Annotated in this window: 24 protein-coding genes; 17 read left to right on the top strand and 7 right to left on the bottom strand. The window is 65.9% G+C overall.

The genetic code is table 11. The annotated features are described in order from the left end of the window. Positions 1–33: 33 nt before the first annotated feature. Both F2P45_RS15385 and F2P45_RS15380 read left to right on the top strand, forming a co-directional pair. Positions 34–822 (top strand): substrate-binding periplasmic protein, encoded by a 789-nt coding sequence (locus tag F2P45_RS15385; RefSeq protein ID WP_223164754.1) that lies wholly within the window; start codon positions 34–36, stop codon positions 820–822. 83 nt (positions 823–905) lie between these two features. Next, positions 906–1,529, top strand: a complete 624-nt coding sequence (locus F2P45_RS15380) for a hypothetical protein (RefSeq protein WP_223164753.1) — start codon at positions 906–908, stop codon at positions 1,527–1,529. Here F2P45_RS15380 and F2P45_RS15375 read toward each other — a convergent pair. Continuing rightward, on the bottom strand, positions 1,519–2,004 hold the full coding sequence (locus F2P45_RS15375) for a hypothetical protein (protein ID WP_166876585.1): 486 nt from the start codon (positions 2,002–2,004) through the stop codon (positions 1,519–1,521). The genes F2P45_RS15380 and F2P45_RS15375 overlap by 11 nt on opposite strands. A gap of 297 nt (positions 2,005–2,301) precedes the next feature. Here F2P45_RS15375 and rpsO point away from each other — a divergent pair, with 297 nt between their 5' ends. The 3 genes from rpsO (at position 2,302) to F2P45_RS15360 (ending at position 5,339) form a co-directional block, all read left to right on the top strand. Next, entirely contained in the window at positions 2,302–2,571 is a 270-nt protein-coding gene (rpsO, locus tag F2P45_RS15370; RefSeq protein WP_054263682.1) for a 30S ribosomal protein S15, read from the top strand. A 165-nt stretch (positions 2,572–2,736) separates the two neighbouring features. Further along, complete coding sequence (gene pnp / locus F2P45_RS15365) at positions 2,737–4,854, top strand: polyribonucleotide nucleotidyltransferase (protein ID WP_166876583.1); 2,118 nt, start codon at positions 2,737–2,739, stop codon at positions 4,852–4,854. Positions 4,855–4,943: 89 nt separating this feature from the next. Then, positions 4,944–5,339, top strand: coding sequence for a DOPA 4,5-dioxygenase family protein (locus tag F2P45_RS15360; RefSeq protein WP_166876581.1), 396 nt, complete (start codon positions 4,944–4,946; stop codon positions 5,337–5,339). 92 nt (positions 5,340–5,431) lie between these two features. Here the strand turns inward: F2P45_RS15360 and F2P45_RS15355 are convergent, their stop codons facing one another. The 3 genes from F2P45_RS15355 to F2P45_RS15345 form a co-directional block, all read right to left on the bottom strand. Then, complete coding sequence (locus tag F2P45_RS15355; RefSeq protein ID WP_166876580.1) at positions 5,432–5,776, bottom strand: CCDC90 family protein; 345 nt, start codon at positions 5,774–5,776, stop codon at positions 5,432–5,434. 95 nt (positions 5,777–5,871) lie between these two features. After that, positions 5,872–6,669: an isocitrate lyase/PEP mutase family protein gene (locus F2P45_RS15350; protein WP_166876578.1), complete on the bottom strand. Its 798-nt coding sequence runs from the start codon at positions 6,667–6,669 to the stop codon at positions 5,872–5,874. A gap of 69 nt (positions 6,670–6,738) precedes the next feature. Continuing rightward, entirely contained in the window at positions 6,739–7,350 is a 612-nt protein-coding gene (locus tag F2P45_RS15345; protein WP_166876575.1) for a DUF6624 domain-containing protein, read from the bottom strand. A gap of 222 nt (positions 7,351–7,572) precedes the next feature. On the opposite strand from F2P45_RS15345, the gene F2P45_RS15340 reads away from it, so the two are divergent. From F2P45_RS15340 to F2P45_RS15285, 12 genes are all read left to right on the top strand, one after another. Continuing rightward, positions 7,573–8,175 (top strand): hypothetical protein, encoded by a 603-nt coding sequence (locus tag F2P45_RS15340; RefSeq protein ID WP_166876572.1) that lies wholly within the window; start codon positions 7,573–7,575, stop codon positions 8,173–8,175. A gap of 84 nt (positions 8,176–8,259) precedes the next feature. Continuing rightward, the gene (locus F2P45_RS15335; protein ID WP_166876569.1) at positions 8,260–8,964 is read left to right on the top strand and encodes a hypothetical protein; all 705 of its coding nucleotides are present in this window, start codon (positions 8,260–8,262) and stop codon (positions 8,962–8,964) included. Between the two features lie 5 nt (positions 8,965–8,969). Beyond that, positions 8,970–10,289, top strand: a complete 1,320-nt coding sequence (locus F2P45_RS15330) for a hypothetical protein (RefSeq protein ID WP_166876566.1) — start codon at positions 8,970–8,972, stop codon at positions 10,287–10,289. A gap of 10 nt (positions 10,290–10,299) precedes the next feature. Next, a complete protein-coding gene (locus F2P45_RS15325) occupies positions 10,300–12,408 on the top strand; it encodes an MSCRAMM family protein (protein ID WP_166876563.1) in 2,109 nt (702 codons plus the stop codon). Positions 12,409–12,411: 3 nt separating this feature from the next. After that, positions 12,412–13,485 (top strand): aminotransferase class I/II-fold pyridoxal phosphate-dependent enzyme, encoded by a 1,074-nt coding sequence (locus F2P45_RS15320; RefSeq protein WP_166876560.1) that lies wholly within the window; start codon positions 12,412–12,414, stop codon positions 13,483–13,485. Beyond that, positions 13,469–14,095, top strand: coding sequence for a GIY-YIG nuclease family protein (locus tag F2P45_RS15315; RefSeq protein WP_166876557.1), 627 nt, complete (start codon positions 13,469–13,471; stop codon positions 14,093–14,095). The genes F2P45_RS15320 and F2P45_RS15315 overlap by 17 nt, the downstream gene beginning before the upstream one ends. Before the next feature lie 26 nt (positions 14,096–14,121). Next, complete coding sequence (locus F2P45_RS15310; RefSeq protein WP_166876554.1) at positions 14,122–14,775, top strand: hypothetical protein; 654 nt, start codon at positions 14,122–14,124, stop codon at positions 14,773–14,775. Next, positions 14,772–15,497: an amidohydrolase family protein gene (locus tag F2P45_RS15305; RefSeq protein ID WP_166876551.1), complete on the top strand. Its 726-nt coding sequence runs from the start codon at positions 14,772–14,774 to the stop codon at positions 15,495–15,497. The genes F2P45_RS15310 and F2P45_RS15305 overlap by 4 nt, the downstream gene beginning before the upstream one ends. 193 nt (positions 15,498–15,690) lie before the next feature. Further along, the gene (locus F2P45_RS15300; protein ID WP_166876548.1) at positions 15,691–16,269 is read left to right on the top strand and encodes a hypothetical protein; all 579 of its coding nucleotides are present in this window, start codon (positions 15,691–15,693) and stop codon (positions 16,267–16,269) included. A 67-nt stretch (positions 16,270–16,336) separates the two neighbouring features. Further along, complete coding sequence (locus F2P45_RS15295; protein WP_166876545.1) at positions 16,337–16,855, top strand: hypothetical protein; 519 nt, start codon at positions 16,337–16,339, stop codon at positions 16,853–16,855. Positions 16,856–16,939: 84 nt separating this feature from the next. Further along, positions 16,940–18,052, top strand: a complete 1,113-nt coding sequence (locus tag F2P45_RS15290; RefSeq protein ID WP_166876542.1) for a SagB/ThcOx family dehydrogenase — start codon at positions 16,940–16,942, stop codon at positions 18,050–18,052. Next, positions 18,049–18,534, top strand: coding sequence for a GNAT family N-acetyltransferase (locus tag F2P45_RS15285; protein WP_166876539.1), 486 nt, complete (start codon positions 18,049–18,051; stop codon positions 18,532–18,534). Before F2P45_RS15290 ends, F2P45_RS15285 begins: the two co-directional genes overlap by 4 nt. A gap of 6 nt (positions 18,535–18,540) precedes the next feature. On the opposite strand, the gene F2P45_RS15280 is transcribed toward F2P45_RS15285, so the two are convergent. From F2P45_RS15280 to F2P45_RS15270, 3 genes are all read right to left on the bottom strand, one after another. Beyond that, positions 18,541–19,902, bottom strand: coding sequence for a sigma-54-dependent transcriptional regulator (locus F2P45_RS15280; protein WP_166876535.1), 1,362 nt, complete (start codon positions 19,900–19,902; stop codon positions 18,541–18,543). Between the two features lie 190 nt (positions 19,903–20,092). Beyond that, on the bottom strand, positions 20,093–20,515 hold the full coding sequence (locus F2P45_RS15275; protein ID WP_223164752.1) for a hypothetical protein: 423 nt from the start codon (positions 20,513–20,515) through the stop codon (positions 20,093–20,095). A gap of 14 nt (positions 20,516–20,529) precedes the next feature. Further along, positions 20,530–20,964 carry a CC0125/CC1285 family lipoprotein gene (locus F2P45_RS15270; RefSeq protein ID WP_166876530.1) on the bottom strand — a complete coding sequence of 145 codons (435 nt, stop codon included), beginning with the start codon at positions 20,962–20,964 and terminating at the stop codon, positions 20,530–20,532. Positions 20,965–20,995 lie beyond the last annotated feature (31 nt).

The following is a 20,995-nucleotide window of genomic DNA, read 5'->3' as shown; positions in this document are numbered from 1 at the left end:
TGGCGAACGGATGAATTTGTCCGTGGGATGGTCATGCGTTCCAGATCGTTTCTGATAGCGATGCTGTTGCCCTTGCTCCCGCTGCGCCTTGCGCAAGCGGCCGAGACCGTGCAGCTGGCGACCTATTACGATTACGTGCCCTGGTTCGTGCCGGGCCGGCCTTCCGCCGGGCTCAACGCCCGTCTGGCAAGCCGGCTGAGCGAGATGTCCGGTGGGCGCTACCGCTTCGTATCGGTGTACATTCCGCGCCGCCGGCTTGATGTGCTGTTGCAGGAAGGGAAGCTGACGATGGTCGTTGCCTGGGTGCATCCGCGTTTTTTCGGCGACCCGGAGCGCACGCGCTATTTCTGGACCGGTCCCCTGATGGACGATGAATCGCTGGTGGTGTCGCCGCGCGCGGCGCCGCTGGAGTACGACGGGCCGGACTCGCTGCGCGGCAAGCGCTTCGGCGCGCCGGGCGGTCATCGCTTTCCCGACCTGGAGCCGCTGATTAGCGCCGGCGAGATTACGCGCATCGATGTGCCGCAGATCAAGAATGCCTTGCAGATGATCGGCGCGCACCGGCGCCTGGACTTTACCGTGGTCGACCGTTCCACCCTCGATGCGCTCAAGCACGAGCGCGTCATCGACGCGGCCCTGCTGCATGTGGCCAGCCGGCCGCGCACGGCATCGTACCAGCGCAGCATGCTGGTGCCGCTCGACCAGCCGGCGCTGTATCGCTTCCTGCATAGTGCGGTGGCGCTGCTCAGGAGCGACAGCAGCTGGTTCGCGCCGCCGCCACGCCCACCGGACAAACAGGCGCACAAGCGCCCTGCGCAATAGCGCTTGCGGGCATCGCTGCAAGCCGGCCGTCACGGGGCAATGGTATAGTCGCGGCGCAACTTAACTTTATCGGATAACCGTTCATGACTTCTGGCTATCGCAGGCACTTTCTTACCATCGCGCTGTCTTTCCTGGCGCTCGGCAGTTCCGCCGCCCGCGCGGACAGCATCGGCTACCAGGAGGTCGTTGAGCTGACCGCCAAGTCCACGGCCTTGCGGGTGGAGCACCACCATGACTGGAGCGACAAGACCCGTCCTGCGCGCTTCAAGATGATGACGACCGGCGAAGATCCGTTCGGCGTCGCGAATACGTTTTCCACCCTGCGCGTGCTGGACAACAAGTCCGGCGCGGAACTGTTCCGCCGTCCGGTGCCCGCGCTGACCTATCTGTGGATCGATCCGGCATCGAAGTACATCGTCGGCGTGTCCCAGGTAAAGAGGGACAATCCGTATCATCTCGTTGTGTTCAACAAGAAAGGCGAACGCCTGCTCGAACGCAGCCTGCTCGGCACGAGGTGGCCGGAAACATTCGAGAGCGTCACCAACTGGATCTACTGGTACAAGCAACCCTCGCCCAGGATCGAACTCGTCGAAGGAGAAACCACGGCGGTGCTGTCGGTCGAGGACCGGGCGGGGGTGATGCGCAGTGTCGAGTTTCCGCTGACGCGACCCAGCGAGGCCTTGAGCGCCGCGCCCGTCAATCCCTGAAGAAGCCGCGCTTTTCCTCGTACATCGGATCCGGTCCGCTGATCATCTTGCGCACGATGCCGTTGCGGTCGAAGTGCACGTGCATCATCGAGTTCCACACGCCGCTCTCCTTGTAGCGGTAGGACCATACTTCCAGGTCCGACAGCGACAGGTACGAGCGCTCGGCGGGGCGCCCCACCGTGACCGTCACGTCGGCCCTGGTCGCCTGGTCGATCTTGATGCGCCCGAAGCCGACGTCGCCCAGCACCTGCTCGAAGGCGGCCAGCTTGCCGTCCGGCCCCATGCGCGCCATCCAGGTGAACTGGCCGAACGGCCCGGTCGCGTATTCCAGCACCTGGCCCGAGGGCAGGGCGTGGATCGCGCTCGGCTCGCCGAACTTGGCGCGCACCACGTCGAATGTGTCGCCCGGCACTGGGGGCGTGCGCATCATCGCCGCGCAGCCGGCCAGGCTCAGCACAACGCTCAGGATTGCCATTTTTGCTCGTGTTCGCATAAAAACCACCTTGGAATCGCTCAAAACACCATCATGCACCAGCCTGAGGACGTCGTCACGGCGTGCGTTTCTGGCCGCATCTCGTTTTTTGCGCATTTTCACATCAATACCACGCTTGAGATGGCAAAAATCCCGTCGGGGCGCTGCGGCGCAAGCTTTTCTGGCGGCCCGGGCGCTTTTCGCATATACTTGCGGGTCTGGCCGTTTTGGCCGGTTCATCAATCGAAGTTCACGGTGTGTCGGGTTGCGACTCGTGCACCGCATGTGAAAGGTACTATCATGACCGTAGAAAACATCAATAAAGCCGCGATTATCGCGGACAACGCCCGTGCGCAAAACGACACCGGCTCCCCTGAAGTTCAGGTCGCTCTGCTGACCGCACGCATCAACGAACTGAACGGCCACTTCAAAGCGCACGCGAAAGATCACCACTCGCGCCGTGGTCTGATCATGATGGTCAACCGTCGTAAGAGCCTGCTGTCCTACCTGAAAAGCAAAGACGCTACCCGTTATCGCGATCTGATCGCCAAACTCGGTCTGCGCAAGTAATTTTTGCCGTTTCAAGTTGATCAAGAAATGCCTGCACAGCTTGCTGTCGCGGGCATTTTTGCATTTCCAGTCCCGAAAAAGTAGTAAAGGCAGCAAGCAATGTTGCCTGTGGTGAGGTGGACGACAGCGCCTGAAAATCTGTCGGCAAATAGAAAGGGATTACCCATGTTTAATAAAGTTACGAAAACCTTCCAGTACGGCCAACATCAAGTCACTCTGGAAACCGGCGAAATCGCCCGTCAAGCCTCCGGCGCCGTCATGGTGTCGATCGAAGACACCGTCGTTCTGGCTACCGTGGTTGCGCGCAAAGACGCCAAGCCAGGCCAGGATTTCTTCCCGCTGACCGTCGATTACGTCGAGAAAACGTACGCAGCCGGTAAAATCCCAGGCGGTTTCTTCAAGCGCGAAGGCCGTCCTTCCGAAAAAGAAACCCTGACCAGCCGCCTGATCGACCGTCCGATCCGCCCGCTGTTCCCAGAAGGCTACCTGAACGAAGTTCAGATCATCATCCACGTGCTGTCGGTCAATCCTGAGATCGATCCGGACATCGCCGCCATGATCGGCGCTTCCGCCGCCCTGTGCGTCTCCGGCATCCCGTTCAGCGGCCCGATCGGCGCCGCGCGCGTCGGCTACGCCAACGGCCAGTTCATCCTGAACCCGACCACCACCCAGCTCAAGACCTCCGAGATGGACCTGGTTGTCGCCGGTACCGAAACGGCCGTGCTGATGGTCGAATCCGAAGCCAAGCAACTGTCCGAAGAAATCATGCTCGGCGCCGTGGTCTACGGCCATGACCAGATGAAAGTCGTGATCGATGCGATCCACGAACTGGTGCGCGACGGCGGCAAGCCGGAAGTTGAATGGACCGCTCCCGCCAAGAACGAAGCGCTGATCGCCCGCGTGAAAGAACTGGCCGAAACGAACATCAACGAAACCTACCAGATCAAGGACAAGGTTGCCCGTACCGCCAAGCTGAAGGCATCGTTCCAGGAAGTCTACGCCGCCCTGGCCGCTGACGCTGCCGCCACCGGCATCGCCCAGCCGGACAATGTCGACGTCGGCAATGTGCTGTTCGATATCGAAGCCAAAGTCGTGCGTTCGCAGATCCTGAACGGCGAGCCGCGCATCGACGGCCGCGACACCCGCACCGTGCGTCCGATCGCGATCCGCACCAGCATCCTGCCGCGCACCCACGGTTCTGCCCTGTTCACCCGCGGCGAAACGCAAGCGCTGGTCGTGGCTACCCTCGGTACCGCGCGCGACAGCCAGAAGATCGACGCGCTGATGGGCGAGTACACCGACGACTTCATGATGCACTACAACATGCCTCCGTTCGCCACCGGCGAAACCGGCCGTGTCGGCACCCCGAAGCGTCGCGAAATCGGCCACGGCCGCCTGGCCAAGCGCGCGCTGATCGCCGCCTTGCCCAACCCTGAAGACTTCAGCTACTCGGTTCGCCTGGTGTCCGAAATCACCGAATCGAACGGTTCCTCATCGATGGCTTCGGTCTGCGGCGGCTGCCTGGCGCTGATGGATGCCGGCGTGCCGATGAAAGCGCACGTGGCCGGTATCGCCATGGGCCTGATCAAGGAAGGCGGCAAGTTCGCCGTGTTGTCCGACATTCTGGGCGACGAAGATCACCTGGGCGACATGGACTTCAAGGTAGCCGGTACCGCCAATGGCATTACCGCGCTGCAGATGGACATCAAGATCATGGGCATCACCAAGGAAATCATGCAAGTGGCTCTGGCGCAAGCCAAAGAAGGCCGCCAGCACATCCTCGGCGAAATGCAGAAGGCCATGCCGCATGTGAAAACCGAACTGTCGGATTTCGCACCGCGCCTGATCACCATCAAGATCAATCCTGAGAAAATCCGTGACGTCATCGGCAAGGGCGGCGCCGTCATTCGCGCGCTGACCGAAGAAACCGGCACCCAGATCGACATCAGCGACGAAGGTATCGTCACCATCGCGTCGGTCGACGCCGCCGCCGGCCAGGAAGCCAAGCGCCGCATCGAAGAACTGACCGCCTCGGTCGAAGTAGGCAAGACCTACGACGGCGTCGTGCTGAAATTGCTCGACTTCGGCGCGATCGTCCAGGTCATGCCAGGCAAGGACGGCCTGCTGCACATCTCGCAGATCGCCAACGAGCGTGTGAACGCGGTTGCCGACTACCTGAAAGAAGGCCAGCAAGTGCGCGTCAAGGTTCTGGAAACCGACGACCGCGGCCGTCTGAAGCTGTCGATGAAAGCTGCTGAAGGCGCGGAAGCGGCTCCTCAGTAATCGTTGTCTAGCAATGCCTGTAAAAACCGCCAGCGCGCAAGCCCTGGCGGTTTTTTTCGGACTGCCCCCATTTGGAAAGGATGATTTTCATGGACGAGCTTAACGCCCCGTACCACGCACATATTTACTACGACGCTGCATCGCGCGCGCAGGCACTGGCCTTGCGCGCACGCCTGCTCGATGCGAAGGACAGCGGCGCCATGCCGGAACTGTTTTTTGTTGGCGAACCGGGCGAGCATGCGGTCGGCCCGCATCCGCTGCCGGAGTACGAGATTCACTACAGCCAGGCGATGCTGCCGGGGGTCGTTGCGCTGCTTGAAGCGTCCGGTTTGCGCGCTTTGGTGCATCCATTGACTGACGACGACGTGGCCGACCACACTACCTTGGCGCACTGGATCGGCGAGCCGCTGCCGCTCAAGCTGGAAACGCTCGACCCGCCGGGCGTGAACCAGGGTGTGGCGCGATTTGGCAAGTCGGCGTTTTAGGAGCGTGGGCTTGCGCGGCGAATGAGACTGGCGCGCACGGGCGCCATCGTCGCGCCGCAGATGACTGGCCGCGTAGCGTTCTGCTGCGGCGGCTATCCGGGAACCAGCTTCAGGACGAGTCCGGCGATTAAAGCCATTTGAAGCAGTCCCACACCAACGACCCAGCGCACCGGTTCGGCTTTGGCCTCGGACACGCTGGCTTTTGCGTCGGCCGCTGTCCGGTCTATTTTAGCGTCCAATTTCTCGATGGAGGAGCGAATCTCAGTCAATTCCCGTGATACGTCATGTTTGCTTGAAAACCGCTCCACGATACTGGCATCTGCCGCGCTGACTATTTCAGCAAGCATGGCAGCTTGTACCTTCGCCTGCTCGACGGAGAAACCTGCGCGCTCCAGCCGCTCCGCCATTTTCAAGGTGTCGAACGGAATTGTTGCCATCACCTTCTCCAATCATGCCCAATATCACTTTGACATGTTGTAGCCTATCTGGTTCCATTCCGAGTGCGCTGGGTGAGCTGTTTTTTGTCGACGTTCTAACCCATCAAGCTGTTCAACGCCCCATACCCCATCCGCGGAAACCCCGCCTCGTTGACCGTGCCGCTGTCCAAAAATTGCCGGGTCAGCGCATCAATGCATCCGAACGTCGTCTCCGAAATGGCCGAACCGGCGCTCAGGCGGCGCACGCCCAGCTGCGCCAGCCGCGCCAGCGGCGGCACGCCGTCCCTCACCATCACGTTCAGCGGCAGGCGCGTGGCCTTGATCACTGCCGCGATATCCTCTTCGGCCACCATGGCGGGCACGAACAGGCCGCTGGCCCCGGCTTCCTGGTACAGGGCGGCGCGGCGGATGGTTTCTTCCACGCGCGCGCCGGCCTCGACTCCGCGCAGATACACATCGGTGCGCGCATTGATGAACAGGTTCACACCGCGCGCGGCGGCAAGCGCCCGGATCGCCCGGATCTTGTCCGCCAGCAGCGCCGGCGTGCCGCCGCCATCCTCGATGTTGATCCCGACCACGCCCGCGTCGATCAGTTCGCCCACCAGCGCGGCCGCCTGCGCCGGATCGTCGCTGTAGCCATCTTCCGCATCGACCGTCAGGGGCAGGGAACTGACGCGCAAGATACCTTTCACGGAGGCCATCAACAGCTCGCGCGGCAAAATGCTGCCGTCCGCAAAGCCGTGCGACCAGGCGACAGCGGCGCTGCTCGTCGCCAGCGCCCTGGCGCCGGCCGCTTGCGCAATGCGCGCGCTGCCCGCATCCCAGCAATTGGCCAGCATCAACAGGCCATCGGTGTGCAGCGCGTGGAACAGAATATCGTTACGGACTTGCATGGTGTCTCCATGGTGGACGGTGAGTCGGGCGGCGCCCCTTGGCGGCCGTGCTTTCTTTACTATACCTTGTCAGGGCGCCTCGAACCGGCGCAGATAATCGGCGATCGGTTCCAGGCCAACACTCGCGCGCCGTTCGTCGAGCCGGCTTTCATCCTCGACCGGTCGCAGTTCCGGCTTGCCGGCCTTGTTGATGACTAACTGGCTGCCGTACAGCTGCTTCTTGTAGTCGTTGAGCAGGTCGCGATCGATGCTCAGCGCCACTGTGGACCAAGGCAATTCGCCATCCTGCGCCGCTTTCTTCATCGACGGCAGAGTTTGCTTGAGCATGGCCGGCGAGGCGTGCTGCACCAGCAGCCACATGGCCTGGTTGCCGTGCGGGCCCACCGCCTTGACGCCCGGCCAGCCGATCTCGGCAAGAATGGCCTTGATCCTCGGCTCGTGCCTGGCGTCGAGCGCGAGCATCTCGGCCCTGATCGCCATCGAATCCGGCGCGGCATCCTGGCGCCGGCGCACTTCCTGGTCGCGCTCCATCATGGCCAGCAGTTCGGCCGCGATGTGCGGGTGCGCGCCTTGCTGCTGTGGCGCGGCCACTGGCGTTGTGCCAGCCTGGCCCGCCGCTTCTCCCGCGCAGACCGCCGATGCGGCCAGTATCGTGCCGATTGCAAACATCCATTGACGCATGCTTTCTCCTTCACAGTAGAGGCCGGCGCCATCGCGAAACGCTTTTCGCCGCTCCTGCGTGACTATACCGCTTTCCCGAAACGCTTTTCGGCGCCGCTGCCGCGATATCGCGAATTTGCCCCTCACGCGCGCTGGCACAGCCCTTGCAATGGATGGAGCAGGACGCGCAGCGGCATCACCCTTTCTTCCCCGCGCATCCACCACCAACCAAAGGGGCTGCCCGTGAACCGTCGCCTGCTTGAATACAGTCCGGTGTTCGACATCTTCACCAACGCCGCGCCGCGCCCGAGCGAACAGGAGTTCGACGCCGCGCCGCTCCCGGACGACAGCGCCGACCTGGCGCTGGCCGCCGAACTGCTCGAAGCGGCCGAACCGGCCGACCTGAGGCGCGTGCTGGGCCGGGCGATTGCCGGCGCCGGCGTGCTCGGTGCGCGCGTGGCCCGTTCGCCGATGGGGCCCTTGCTGGTCACCGAACTGCTGCGCGCCGTGCGGCCGATCCTGTCTCCGCAGCGCCGCCCTGTGTCCGGCGCCAGCGCAAAGACGGTGAGCATCAACCTCGGTGCGCGCATGTTCGGCCTCGAACTCGAAGGCCTGAGCGCCGAAGACAAGGAATTCGTCCTGGCGCGCCAGCTGGTGCGCCTGGCCGACGAAGCCGCGCGCCACGCGGGCAATGCCGGCAGCGCGACGCCGCAGTCCGCGCGCGCCGCCGTGCAAGCGGCCGCGCGCCAGTACGCACCGGGCCTGCTGCCGCATGTGCACGCGCGGCCGGCCACGCAGGGCCGCTGGACCCGCCGGGCGGGCCAACTGATTCTTCACGATTGCTGATCCGGACCGATTGTCCATCCGGGCACTGTGTTGTTTTACTTCGTTGTTTCACCTTGTTGTTTCATTTTTCTAGAGGAGCGCATCATGCATGACATCGACCGCACGACAATGGAATATGGCCAGGAAACCTCCAGCTTCGAGGGCGAACAGTTCGAATTCGGCCAGGGCGAGTGGAGCGGCGAATCCAGTCTGAACGAACAGCAGGAAGCCGAATACGCGCAGGAACTGCTGAACGTGAACAGCGAAGCGGAGCTCGACCAGTTCCTGGGCGACTTCATTCGCAAGGTCGGCGCCACCGCCGGCCGCGTGATCCGCTCGCCGGTCGGGCAGGCCGTCGGCGGCGTGCTCAAAGGCGTGGCCAAAAAAGCGCTGCCGCTGGCCGGCGGCGCCATCGGCGGCTACTTCGGCGGCCCGCTGGGCGCCAAGATCGGCAGCGGACTGGCTTCGGCGGCCGGCGGCGCGCTTGGCCTCGAAGCGGAGATGAGCGGCGACGACCGCGAGTACGAAGGCGCGCGCCAGTTCGTGCGCCTGGCCGCCGACACGGTGCAGAAGGCCTCGCAGGCACCCGGCTCGGGCGACCCGCGCGCGATCGCCCAGAATGCGGCCATGGCGGCGGCGCGCCAGCACGCACCGGGCCTGCTCAAACGCGGCGCCTCCGGCGGCGGCTGCGCCAGTTGCGGCGCTGGCGGCATGGCGCAGCAGGGCGGCGGCATGGGTGCGGGCGGCGGGCGGGGCGCCAGCGGACGCTGGAGCCGCCAGGGCAACAAGATCGTCATCTACGGCGCCTGACCGCCATGAGCCCGTATGCCGCGTCGCTGCTCGAACAGGAAGCGCGTTCCCTGCAAACCAGGCTGGCGCGGGTCCGTCCCTTTGCCCTGATCGAGCCCATGGTGCCGGCCGCCGCGCTGCTGCCGTCGGCCCAGTCGGCGCTCGAGCGCTACCTGGTCACGGGACGGCGCGAACTGCAGGCGCTGGTGGCGGCCTTCCAGCACTGGCTGGCCGGCGCGCAAGCGAGCGCCAGCGCGGCCGAGGCGCAGCGCCGCTTCACCTTCCTGCGCCTGAAGTTCAATGCCACGCTCACCCAGTTCGATCTGTTCAACGACGTCATCACCCAGCGCAGCGAGCACGAAAACGGGGTCTGGCTGTCCGGCCTCGACGCGGTCGCGGCCGACGCCCTGGCGCTGCCGGGCGGCTACTACCGCATGCCGCCCGTGGTCTGCTACCTGGACCGGGGGCCGGGCGCGGCGATCCGGCGCGCGCGCACCCGCCTGCCGGGCGGCGGCGAGAACCCGGTGGCGGTGGTGCGGGTGCCGCGCGAACGCATGATCGGCAGCGGCATCGCGTCCTCGCTGATCCACGAGGTCGGGCACCAGGGCGCGGCCCTGCTCGACCTGGTCAACTCGCTGCGCCCGCAACTGCAGGCGATGCAGCAGAGCGACCCGGCCCAGCGCGAAACGTGGCAGTGGTGGGAGCGCTGGATTTCCGAAATCGTGGCCGACTTCTGGTCGGTGGCGCGGGTCGGCGTGGTCTCGACCCTGGGCCTGATCGGGGTGGTCAGCCTGCCGCGCGTGTTCGTGTTTCGCCTCAGTCCCGACGACCCGCATCCGATTCCGTGGATCCGCGTGATGCTCAGTTGCGCGATGGGGCAGGCCCTGTACCCGCATCCGCAGTGGGAGCGCCTGGCCACGGTGTGGCACGACTACTACCCGAGCGCGACCCTGGCGCCGGAGACGGTCGATCTCCTGGGGCGGCTGCGGCGCGCCATGCCGGCGTTTGTCCAGCTGCTGGTGCGGCACAAGCCGGCGGCGCTGCGCGGCAAGACCCTGCCCGAGGTACTCGACGTGGCCGGGCGCCAGCCGGCGCTGCTGGTGTCGCTGTACCGGCGCTGGGAGAAGGCGCCCGCGCAGATGTACCGCGCCCCGCCATCGCTGGTGTTCGCGGTGCTGGGGCAGGCGCGCGCCGACGGCCTGGTCGGGCCGGAAGACGAAAACGTCCTGCTGGCCAAACTGCTGACCCACTGGGCGCTGCGCAGCACGCTCGACACCAGCTTCCTGTGCGCCTCGCTGGAGGCGCAAGCGCCGGCGCTTCCCCGGGCACCTTTGACTTTCCACTGAGGAGAATGACATGAGCAGCAAGAACAATCTGAAGCAAGCCCGTAGCGGGTCGCTCGAGGTGACCGTGCACGAGGCCCAGACCGGCGCGCCGGTATCGAACGGCGCGATCAGCGTGTACCGCCACGCGGAGGGCATCGACAGCTTCGAGGCGGCGCGCTGGACGCCGTCGTACGAGCAGCTCGAAGCGAGCGCGCTCACCGGCAGCGCCGGCGAGGCCACGGTCGCCAACCTGGCGCCGGGCAGCTACGTGGTGGTGTACGAACACTATCCGCTGACCGAGCCGCGCTGCGTCAAGGTCGACGGCGGCTGCCGCGCCGTGGTCTGCTTCCAGCTGGCGCTGGAACTGCGCGCCGAACTCAGTTACGAAACCGTCGACTGCCAGGCCAATGCCTGCAGCGTGGCGCGGGTGGCGGACCGGGTGGTGGCGACCATCCGCTTTTCCGGCAACCAGTCCGACCTCAGGCCGCATGTGCGGGTGCTGCCCACGCCGGGCTGGATCGCGCGCGAGGATGATCCCTACGTGCTCTCGCGCGTGGTGCGCCACGCCGGGCCGCAGCAGTTCGAGGCGGTGCTGGCATTCGAGCGCCGGCCCTCGGCCGCCGCGCTGGCGCCGGGCATCAACATGGCGCCACTGGCCGCGCCGGCCATGATCGGCATCCGCCAGGGCTTTGTGGCCGACGAGCGCACGCCGAGCCCGATCTCGGGCAATATCGGCGTGTCGATGACGCGCACCGAGACCGAACCGACCGACGACCTGCCGCTGTGGACCCTGATCCGCAACAGCACCGATGCGATGTCGTTTACGAACTACCTGAACTTCATGGATGCGCTGTTCTGCACCCCGGCCAACCGCGGCCCCGCGTTCGAGGCCAAGAGCCAGCTGTTCGAGCAGCTGCGCCAGCGCCGCGCGCTGCCCTTCAACGATTCGGAAGCCTACCGCGTGCTGAAGGTGGCGACCGAAGCGTTCGTGATGGTCAACTGCGGGGTCCTGAGCCAGCCGAACATGTTCAATCCGGCCGAAGACCAGGCCTACCTCGACCGGCGCGACATTCCGGCCACGCGCGACCTGGAAACCACCTTCAACGCCGACTACCTGGAGACCACGGTGGACGGCACCAAGGTGCTGCCGTACCTGGCGATCATCCGGCGCAAATTGCCCGACGTGCCGATCCACCTGCTGCGCGGGATCGAGGGCGAAGCCGATCTGTGCTTCGGCATCGTCCAGCAAAAGCTGGCCAATCCCTGCCTGCTGGAGCTGATCTGGTCTTACTGGCACGAGGAGGGCATGCTGGTGCAGACCATGAACGCGATCACCCAGCGCTTCCAGAACGTGCGCGCGCTGGGCCGCGACGATCCGCTGGCGAACCTCGAAATCGATCCGCTGCGGCCCTTGAATAACCTGATCTGGGGCTACACGCAGGACGAACAGCATCGCCTCACCGTGGTGCGGCGCAATTACGAGTACGACCACCACTACGGCGTGCGGCTCGACGGCAAGGCGGTCCAGCATTTCCGCCCGGCCGACACGCGCTCGAAATTCCTCGAAGCGTTCCACTACCTGCTGCGCCTGTGCACCGCGTTCTACCGCCAGGATGACGACACCACCGTCAAGGCCGACGCCTTCCCGGTCTTGAACGGTCTGAAAGAAGTGCACCTGATCCTGTCGCAGGGGGCGCACAACCAGTTCGGCGACCTGCCCTCGACGGCGCGCATCGAAATGCTGATGCAGCAGTGGATGCTGGCGCGCCCCGAGTTCCGCGAGTTCCTGCCGACCCGCATCATGGTCGCCTATCCGGAACCGTGGATGGACCGGGTCGACGCCATGAAAAAGCTGCAGGGATGGTCCGATACGAGCGTGATGCACTTCCGCAGCCTGGCCATGTTCGGCGAACAGGTGCTGCTGTCGGTGCGCTACGGCGCCTGGAGCGACATCTACGAGCCGACCCAGGCCTTCAACTGGGCGCGCTTCTGGCGTCCGCAGATCCAGGGCTACATCCACGCCTACCGCGCCGCCACCGGCGTCGATCTGACGGTGGACGCGCGCGATCCCAAGGCGGAAGGCACCTTGCCCTCGATCCTGCTGCGCAAGCGCCTCGAGCAGCAAGCGCGGATGGCCTAGGCCATGCTCGACTTTTCCAGCGCCCTGTATCTCGGCATGCGCCATCCCAGCGCGGACCTGGGAGGCTGGGATGCGCTGACGCTGGGGCGGCCGGCGGCCAGCAGGGAGCCGCCCGGCGCCGCGCAACTGGCGCAAGCGCTGGCGCTGCTGTGCGGCTGCCAGGCGGCGACCCTGCTGCCATCGACCCTGCACCTGTTCTGCGACCTGTTCGAGCTGCTGGCGCGCGAGCCGCTGGCGATCCTGGTCGATGGCGCCAGCTACCCGATCGCGCGCGCCGGCGCCGAACGCGCGGCGGCACGCGGCACGCCGCTGACGGTGTTCGGGCATGCCGATGTGGACGGCGCGCGCCGGCTCGCGCAGGCGGCGCGCAGGCAGGGACGGCGCCCGCTGATCCTGGCCGACGGCCACGTGCCCGGCGCGCCACGGCCGCCGCCGCTGGCCGCCTACGCCGCCTTGATGCGGGAGGCGGGCGGCTGGCTGGTGCTCGACGACACCCAGGCCATCGGCCTGTTCGGCGAGGGCGGCGGCGGTTCGCTGCGGCGGCACGGGGTCGACGGGCCGCACGTGGTGGCCGGCAGTTCGCTCTCGAAAGCGTTCGGCGCGCCGCTGGCGGTGCTGTGCGCCAGCGCGGAGCTGGTGCGCCGTTTCGGGCAATCGAGCCAGGCGCGCGTGCATTCCAGCCCGCCGCCGGTGGCGTCGATCCGGGCCGCGCTGGCGGCGCTGCGCATCAACCGCGCGCACGGCGAGCGCCTGCGCGCGCGCTTGTGGCGCCGCGTGGCCCAGTGGCGCGGCGGCGCGGCCAGGCATGGCATTGCGCTGCATGCGAGTGCGTTTCCGGTGCAGACGCTGGCGCCGCGGCGCGGCGTCGACGGCGTGGCGCTGCACGCCTGCCTGCGCCACGCCGGGGTCGACGCGGTGCTGCAGCGCTCGGGCGCGCAGGCTGCGCTCAGTTTCATCGTCACGGCGCGCCATGCGCCGGACGAGATCGAACGCGCACTGGCGCTGCTGGCGGCCTGCCTGCGCGCACAGGCGCCATCAGGCATGCAGACAAGGAGGGAATATGAATACGGAATTTGAAATGGTGGCATTCGAGATGGAAGAAGAGCGGGGCGGGCGGCGCGCTGGAGCGGGGCGCGGGCCACGGCCGTCGCCGGGCCGTAGCGGGCCGTCCAGGCCGCGCCGGCCGGCGTGGGGCGGCTGGCGCTATCCGGTGCTGGCGCCGTGGCCGGAACCCTATCCTTACCCTTACCCGGTCGAGGACGACGAACCGCAGGACGAGCAGCCGGCCAGCATCGCGCCCGCGCTGGCGAAGATGAGCGCTGCGCCAACGTACCAGTCCTACGGTCCGCTGCGCGACGCGGTAGCCAGGGTGGGAGCGAAGCTCGCTGGCCTGTACCTGATCGAGTTCGATGGGCCGGCGGGCAAGCGCGCCTACAGCGGCCAGAGCGAGGACGTGGGGCGGCGCCTGCGCCAGCATCTGCTGTGCGCCACCATGCTTGGACTCGACGTGGGCAAGCACCGGGTATTCGTGGCACCGGCGCCGTCGGCTGCCGCGCGGCGCAGGACCGAGAAGGACCTGCACACGAAGATGGATGTCAGAAAACGCAAACCGGGCGAGCCGCCTGGCGTGCTGACCAACCAGCGCAAGGAACTGGAGGCCGAACTGCTCGGCGAGTTCTGGGGCTAGCGATTTACCAACCGAAGGAGATCATCATGCAAGGATCAGGATCAGGATCAGGATGTGGATGCGCCAAATGCCGCCAGGCTGCGTCGGGCGAACTGGAAGTGATGGAGTTCGAAGCACCCGGCCCCTTCGGGGAACAGGAGGAAATCGCGCTGGCGATGGAGTTGATGTCGGTCGCCAGCGAGGAAGAACTGGAGCAGTTCCTCGGCAAGATGTTCAAGGGGATCTGGAAGGGCGTGAAGAAGGTCGGTTCCTTCATCGGCAAGGTCGCCAAGCCGCTCGGCGGCGTGCTCAAGGGCCTGGCCAAGACCGCGCTGCCGTTCGTGGGCAAAGCGCTCGGTTCCTTCATTCCGATTCCGGTTGTGGGCACGGCGATTGGCGGCGCGCTCGGGAACGCCGTCGCCAAGGCACTGGAGATGGAAGCGGCCGGTCTCGATGGCGAGGAGCGCGAGCTGGAAATGGCGCGCCGCTTCGTGCGCATCGCCGGCACCGCCGCCCAGCAAGCCGGCATGGCGGGGCAGGGCATGGACCCGCAGCGCGCAGCGCGCCAGGCGCTCGACGCGGCGCTGCGCTGCCACCTGCCGCGTATGCGCCAGCCCGGCCTGGCCGGCGGCGCCAACAGCGGCGCCAACAGCGGCACCTGGCGCCGCCAGGGACGCGGCCGGATCGTGCTTGATCTATGATCATCGATTGCCATTGCCACGCGGGCGAGGGCGATGGCTTTTCCGGCCCGTGGGACAGCGACGCCGGCCTCGAACGCTACCTGGCGCGGGCGCGCCAGGCCGGCATTGCGCGCACCGTGCTGCTGGCCGCGTTCCACTCCGACTACGCGCAGGCCAACCGCAGCGTGGCGCGCATCGTGGCGGCCGATCCGGGCCGCTTCTACGGCTTCGCGTTCGTGCATGCGCAGCGCGACCGCGGGCGCGTGCGCGCGCTGGTGCGGGTGGCCGTCGAGGAGTACGGTTTCGTGGGCATCAAGCTGCACCGGCACGACGCCCGCATCTCGCGCGAGGTGTGCGAGACGGCGCGCTTCTTTCGCCTGCCGGTGCTGTACGACGTGACGGGCGAAGTGGCGGTGGCCGAACTGCTGGCCAGCCAGTTCCCGGACGTGAACTTCATCCTGCCGCACCTGGGCAGCTTCGCCGACGACTGGAGCGCGCAGCTGGCGCTGGTGGACCATCTGGCGCGCCACCGCAATATCTTCGCCGACAGCGCCGGCGTGCGCCGCTTCGATCTGCTGGAGATGGCGGTGCGGCGCGCCGGCCCGCACAAGCTGCTGTTCGGGTCGGACGGGCCGTGGCTGCATCCGGGCGTGGAGCTGGCCAAGATCGGCATGCTCGGCCTGGCGCCGGACGACGAGGCGCTGGTGCTGGGACAGAATCTGCTGCGCCTGATCGGGCACTGAGCGATCTGGCGCCGAAGAGATCAAGCTCACTATTCAGACAGGTACCTCGACCAATCAAGCGTGGAAGAATGGCGTTGCGCTGCGCAGTTGATCAAAATCATGATGATGGAGATCAGCTTCGAATAGCTGCATTGATTACCAACAGGCTGGCGGCTCGTTTCAGAACGACTCATCTCTTCGACAGGAAATCATCATGGCAGACTTTGCTCAACACCATCCCGCTTTTGCTTCGCACCATCCTTCGTTAGCTGTACATCACCCATCGCTGGCAGTCCATCATCCATCGCTGGCAGTCCATCACCCATCGCTGGCGCTGCACCATCCATCGCTGGCGGCGCACCATCCGTCGCTGGCGCCGCAAGATCCATTCCAGGCCGCTGCGGCGCATCATCCGTCGCTGGCTGCGCACCACCCATCTCAGGCAGCAGCCGTGCACCATCCTTCGCTGGCGACCCACCATCCATCCGTGGCGGCGCATCATCCGTCGCTGGCGGTGCATCATCCGTCACTGGCCGTGCATCATCCGTCACTGGCCGTGCAAGATCCATCCCAAGCGGTGGCGCTGCATCATCCGTCGCTGGCTGCGCACCACCCATCCCAGGCCGTGGCAGTGCACCATCCTTCGCTGGCGACGCACCATCCATCCGTGGCGCTGCATCATCCATCGCTGGCCGTGCATCATCCGTCGCTGGCAACCCATCATCCATCGGTGGCAGCACATCATCCATCGCTGGCCTCCCATCATCCATCGCTGACCGGCATCGTGTACTGATCCGATCATCCAGCACGCCCGCCGCTGCCGGGGCGGGCCGATTGTCTCTTTTTCAGGAGTCAGTTTCATGCCAAATCCAAAAGACCCGACAGACAAGAAAACCCCCGATCCCGACACATCCTCCGCCCCGATCGAAGCGCCGATCACCGAAGAGACGAGCGCCGCCATCCGCAACGCCGTGCATGAATTTTCCGAACTCGTCAAAAACTACGGCGGCACCAGCGGCGACCGCTTTGTACTGAGCGCACTGCTGCACCCCGAGGTTCAGCAGTGTTTTGCGCGCCGCATGCAGGCGAAGGATATGTTCATCGCCGTCCAGTGCATGCCTTCGATTGCCGAAGAAGTGCACGTCATGTTCGATTTCCGCTGCACTCCGCCACGGATAAGCTTGATTCCTGTCCGCTTTCTCGCCGTGCTCGATGCCTATACCGGCCGCCTGATTCGCGTCGCCGATCCATACAATGCCCTGATCGCCCAGCAAGAGGCGGGCGCGCGTCCCGTCAATGCGGCCGCGCCCGGCCAGGCGCCGCCATCGCCTTTTTCCACGTTTTCCGGGAACGGCTTGTACCCGGACCCGCGCCGCTGACGGCCGCGCCAGCCCTTACCCATTTCCAGGTGTTGCGACTCTTGCAGCACATCGATTCATCGTTCCCGCCAGAAGGAAATGTTGATGATCAGACGCGCACGCAGCATCATATTGCGATATTCGAACGCTGCCCTCATTGCCGAAAACTACGTCGCCAAAACCGAGATCGCGCTGTCCGAGCTGGGCCGCTGGGTACTCGCCTCCTGCGACCAGTGGAGTCATCCCTACGCCCTGTACAGTGCATTGCCCGAGGCGGCGCATGCGGCGCTCGGGCGCGAAATCGCCTCGTTGACATCGGCATCCTTGCTGGTCAGCCTGCACAGCCCGGCGGCCGTGCAGGACCAGGAATACGAAGAGCGCTTCGCCTGGGGGGCGGTGGCCGGGTACTATCATTTTTCGATTCGCGGCACCGAGTACATGGATCCCGCCCAGAGCGCCTCGCGCCTGGTCGAGAAATCGATCACGACCGATGCGGTCGCGCTGCACCAGGATAATCAGGGCTACGCGACAATCACCAGCTTGCCGCGCCCCGAGCTGGAGTCGGACGCGCTCTCGCTCATGTGCAGGCGGCGCAGCTATCGCGGCTTCTCGGACCAGCCGCTGCGGCTCGATCATCTGTCCGAATGCCTGTTCGCCGGGCTTGGCATCACCGGCTTCGTCAAGCCGTTTGCGCAATCGCCGGAACAACTGCCCTTCAAGCTGACCCCCTCCGGCGGCGGACGCAATCCCTACGAGGCGTATGTGTATGCCCGCCGCGTCGACGGGCTGGCGCCCGGGGTCTATCATTACAGCGCCAGCGAGCACTCGCTCGGGCTGGTGAACGATCAGGAACTTCTGTCGGTCTCGGATGTGCTGGCGGGGCAGCGCTGGTTCGAGCACACGGCCGCGCTGGTGGTGCTGGTGGCGCATTTCGAGCGGACGATGTGGAAGTATCCGCATCCAACCGGCTACCGTGTGGTCTTGCTGGAAGCGGGGCACATCGCGCAAAACATCCTGCTGGCGGCGACCGCGCGCGGCCTGGCCTGTACGCCGACCTGCGCCATCGATGACCGCCAGGCGGTGCGCTTGACCAAGTGTGCGCAGCTGACCCAAAGCCACGTCTATACTGTCGCCCTGGGCAACCGTTCGACTATTCCCACCGTGATGGATCCACTCCATATTGAACCCAACAGCAGCTCGCCGGTAGTGCCGGGATGACGGCGACAGTCGTCCTGCGTCCGATGTCGGGCGCCAGTTTCGATGCCTACGCCGTGCGCGCGATCCCCCTGCTTGCCGAGGCACAGTCGCGTGCCTACGGCAGCAGCGCGCAAGCCGCCCGTGCCAGTGCCGAGGCTGCATTTCTCAAGATCTGCGCGGATGCGGAGCCGGAGGCGAGCGGGCAGCATCTCTACGCCATCGAGGCGGCCGGTGCGGACGTTGGCGCGCTCTGGTTCGAACTGCGCCAGGCGGCGCTGGACCCCTATGTGTACCTGTACGATTGGGTGATCTGGCCGGAGTATCGCGGCCAGGGCTTGGGCAGCGCGGCCATGCGTCTGCTCGAACAGCGCGCGCGCGCGCTCGGGGCGCGCAGGATCATGCTCAATGTGTTCAACGACAACCGGTTCGCCGCCGATCTTTACCGGCGATACGGCTTCGCGCCCGCTTCCAGTATCCTGGTCAAGCCGATCCCGAACGACTAAGCTAAGTCAGTGCGCCTCGGCCCATGCCTTCCTCCTGATCTGCAAGGCGCGGTCGGTCACGCCCAGGCGCAGCGCGGCGCGCTGGTTGTTGTCGCCCTCCTGCTCCAGCACCAGCTGGATCGCGATGTCGGCGGCGGCCTGGCTGATGCGCGCCAGGCCGATGCGCAAGTCGAGCGCCGCGCGGATCGCGCTTTCGAAGCGGATATCGGGCCAGCTGGCGGGCGCGCCGCGCGCGGGGCGCTCGTCGGGCGCCAGGTCGCCGATGGTGATCGGCCCGGGGCCGCTGTGGCGGTACCACAGGCGCGCCACGGTCTGGCGCAGTTCGCGCACATTGCCGGGGTATTCGCGCAGCAGCAGGTATTCGCGCACGGCGGCGTCGAATCCGCAGGCCGCGCCGGGACCTGCCAGCAGCGCCAGGAAGTGCTGCGCCAGCGGCAGCACGTCGTCGCTGCGTTCGCGCAGGGGCGGGGTGCGGCAGCGCCAGGCGGCGATGCGGTGGTACAGGTCGGCCCGGAAGCGCCCGTTCGCCACCTCGTCTTCCAGGCTGCGGTTGGTGGCGCACACCAGCCGGAAGCGCGAGCGCTGCCAGGTATTGCTGCCGACCCGCTTATAGGTGTGCTCCTGCAGCGCGCGCAAAAGCTGCGCCTGCAGCGGCAAGGGCAGTTCGCCCACTTCGTCGAGGAACAGCACGCCGCCATCGGCCAGCGCAAAGGCGCCGTCGCGCGCATTCGCGGCCCCGGTGAACGCGCCGCGCTCATGGCCGAACAGTTCGCTGCCGGCCAGTTCGGGCGTGAGCGTGGTGCAGTCGAGCACGACGAGGTCGCCGTGTCCGCCGAGGCGGTGGATCAGTTGCGCGACCTGGTCCTTGCCGGTGCCGGTCTCGCCGGTGATCAGGACCGGCGACTCGGTGAAGGCGGCCACCTCGACCACGCTGTGCACCAGCGCGCGCCAGGCCTGGCTGGCGCCGACCAGGGTGCTGCGCACGTCGGGCGAGTCGGCCAGGCGCTGCAGGGCGTCGCGCCGCTCCAGCCGGGCCTGGATGCGGGCGGCGTCGCCGGCGCCGTCGGTCCAGTTGAGCACGTCGAAAGCGCCGGCTTCGAGCAAGGCCCACATGTCGGCCGTGGCCGGGGGATGCGCGCCGACGGCGATGGCCAGCACGCTGGCGCCGGCGGCCAGGCTGCGCACCCGCTCCAGCACGGCGGCGTCGACGCCGTCGACCAGGGCCAGGCCGAAGCCGGACGGGCGGGCGCCGCCGGGATCCGGCTGCAAGCCGGCCTGTTCCAGTGCCGCCGTGATCTTGGCGCACAGGGCTGAGCTGACGTGGTCGAAGGGGTGGATCCAGAGCGGGAGGTGCAGTCGGGCTTGCATGCGCGTCGTTCTCCCGGTCAAAGAAAGTTGCACAATGTTTGACAACGCTCAAAGGTTGGTTGAGCCCCGCTTGCTACAAATAACTATACGTGCTTCTTTCTGAACAACCTTTGATCTGGCTCAATGCCCATTTTGTTGCGCAATAGTTCGTCTCATGGCATGGAAAATGCCATTGTTGAGGAAGGCCGGTTCAGAGATCGCAGCCGCGCGCCGACTGCACGCCGGGCGCGAGCCGTACGCCGATGACGGTGCCGGGGTCGTCGATGTAAATGGCGGGTCTGCAACGTTCAGCGGCAAGTTGCAGGTCGATGCGGTAGCGCTGTCCGGCCTGGGGGATGAAGCTCGCCGCTGCCAGGCATCGTAGTCTGTCCTGATTGTAATAGGCGCCGACGGTCACGCGCGCGCCGGCGGGAATCTGCGCATTTCCGTTGGCGTCGCCCACCAAGCGGTGTCGCTCGCCCTTGGCGCAAATCCATTTGACGATCCTGCCGGAGGCGTCGACCAGCGCCGAGGCATCGGCCGCCATGGGAGCCGAACGGTAGATCGGGGCTTCGCCGCAGCCCGCCGTGCCCAGCAGGGCCAGCACGGCCAGGATCGTGCTCCACTTCATCATAAGGGGCACGGGCGTCATCGCGGCTTGCCTTTGACCTTGGTCTCGAGCCGGGCGATGACTTCCGCAGCCGACAGCAGGCCCGGTGCATTGTCTTCGAAGGGTACGATGTAGGCGTAGGAAAAGGCCCTGTGGCCCACGGTCGAATACACGGCTTTATCGCTGCGCCGGTCTTTCAGCGCCGATGGCAGGTCGTTGTACAGCGCGAAATATGTTTTTCCTTCGCGCTGGGTGATTTCGGCGCTTCTGTAGAGGACCGAGTTGGCGGCCATATACACGTTTACCCCGCGTGGTCCGATGTAGCTTACCTTGATCAGCTTGCCCGGTCCCTGTTCTTCCTGGTAGCCACCGTCCGACGCGAACAGCACGTAGTTGGTACGTGGGTGGTAGTCGGCGGCACACGCGGCCAGCAACAGCATGAGGGCGAGAGAAAGCGGTTTGATGAGTTTCATGATGAACCTGGGGATGTCGCGTTGCGCATGA

Source organism: Massilia mucilaginosa (assembly GCF_011682145.1).
Lineage (GTDB): Bacteria > Pseudomonadota > Gammaproteobacteria > Burkholderiales > Burkholderiaceae_D > Telluria_A > Telluria_A mucilaginosa.
Note: the sequence above shows the minus strand (reverse complement) of the source record. Positions and strands in the feature narration are given on the sequence as shown.

What these genes read in the sequence shown, in the direction of transcription:
- pnp (WP_166876583.1), top strand. Translation starts at nt 2,737, where the DNA reads ATGTTTAATAAAGTTACGAAAACCTTCCAGTACGGCCAACATCAAGTC.
- F2P45_RS15300 (WP_166876548.1), top strand. Translation starts at nt 15,691, where the DNA reads ATGGCAGACTTTGCTCAACACCATCCCGCTTTTGCTTCGCACCATCCT.
- F2P45_RS15270 (WP_166876530.1), bottom strand. Translation starts at nt 20,964, where the DNA reads ATGAAACTCATCAAACCGCTTTCTCTCGCCCTCATGCTGTTGCTGGCC.
- F2P45_RS15290 (WP_166876542.1), top strand. Translation starts at nt 16,940, where the DNA reads ATGATCAGACGCGCACGCAGCATCATATTGCGATATTCGAACGCTGCC.
- F2P45_RS15360 (WP_166876581.1), top strand. Translation starts at nt 4,944, where the DNA reads ATGGACGAGCTTAACGCCCCGTACCACGCACATATTTACTACGACGCT.
- F2P45_RS15350 (WP_166876578.1), bottom strand. Translation starts at nt 6,669, where the DNA reads ATGCAAGTCCGTAACGATATTCTGTTCCACGCGCTGCACACCGATGGC.
- F2P45_RS15310 (WP_166876554.1), top strand. Translation starts at nt 14,122, where the DNA reads ATGCAAGGATCAGGATCAGGATCAGGATGTGGATGCGCCAAATGCCGC.
- F2P45_RS15385 (WP_223164754.1), top strand. Translation starts at nt 34, where the DNA reads ATGCGTTCCAGATCGTTTCTGATAGCGATGCTGTTGCCCTTGCTCCCG.
- F2P45_RS15285 (WP_166876539.1), top strand. Translation starts at nt 18,049, where the DNA reads ATGACGGCGACAGTCGTCCTGCGTCCGATGTCGGGCGCCAGTTTCGAT.
- F2P45_RS15305 (WP_166876551.1), top strand. Translation starts at nt 14,772, where the DNA reads ATGATCATCGATTGCCATTGCCACGCGGGCGAGGGCGATGGCTTTTCC.
- F2P45_RS15345 (WP_166876575.1), bottom strand. Translation starts at nt 7,350, where the DNA reads ATGCGTCAATGGATGTTTGCAATCGGCACGATACTGGCCGCATCGGCG.
- F2P45_RS15320 (WP_166876560.1), top strand. Translation starts at nt 12,412, where the DNA reads ATGCTCGACTTTTCCAGCGCCCTGTATCTCGGCATGCGCCATCCCAGC.
- F2P45_RS15375 (WP_166876585.1), bottom strand. Translation starts at nt 2,004, where the DNA reads ATGGCAATCCTGAGCGTTGTGCTGAGCCTGGCCGGCTGCGCGGCGATG.
- F2P45_RS15295 (WP_166876545.1), top strand. Translation starts at nt 16,337, where the DNA reads ATGCCAAATCCAAAAGACCCGACAGACAAGAAAACCCCCGATCCCGAC.
- F2P45_RS15380 (WP_223164753.1), top strand. Translation starts at nt 906, where the DNA reads ATGACTTCTGGCTATCGCAGGCACTTTCTTACCATCGCGCTGTCTTTC.
- F2P45_RS15315 (WP_166876557.1), top strand. Translation starts at nt 13,469, where the DNA reads ATGAATACGGAATTTGAAATGGTGGCATTCGAGATGGAAGAAGAGCGG.
- F2P45_RS15275 (WP_223164752.1), bottom strand. Translation starts at nt 20,515, where the DNA reads ATGATGAAGTGGAGCACGATCCTGGCCGTGCTGGCCCTGCTGGGCACG.
- rpsO (WP_054263682.1), top strand. Translation starts at nt 2,302, where the DNA reads ATGACCGTAGAAAACATCAATAAAGCCGCGATTATCGCGGACAACGCC.
- F2P45_RS15330 (WP_166876566.1), top strand. Translation starts at nt 8,970, where the DNA reads ATGAGCCCGTATGCCGCGTCGCTGCTCGAACAGGAAGCGCGTTCCCTG.
- F2P45_RS15355 (WP_166876580.1), bottom strand. Translation starts at nt 5,776, where the DNA reads ATGGCAACAATTCCGTTCGACACCTTGAAAATGGCGGAGCGGCTGGAG.
- F2P45_RS15280 (WP_166876535.1), bottom strand. Translation starts at nt 19,902, where the DNA reads ATGCAAGCCCGACTGCACCTCCCGCTCTGGATCCACCCCTTCGACCAC.
- F2P45_RS15335 (WP_166876569.1), top strand. Translation starts at nt 8,260, where the DNA reads ATGCATGACATCGACCGCACGACAATGGAATATGGCCAGGAAACCTCC.
- F2P45_RS15325 (WP_166876563.1), top strand. Translation starts at nt 10,300, where the DNA reads ATGAGCAGCAAGAACAATCTGAAGCAAGCCCGTAGCGGGTCGCTCGAG.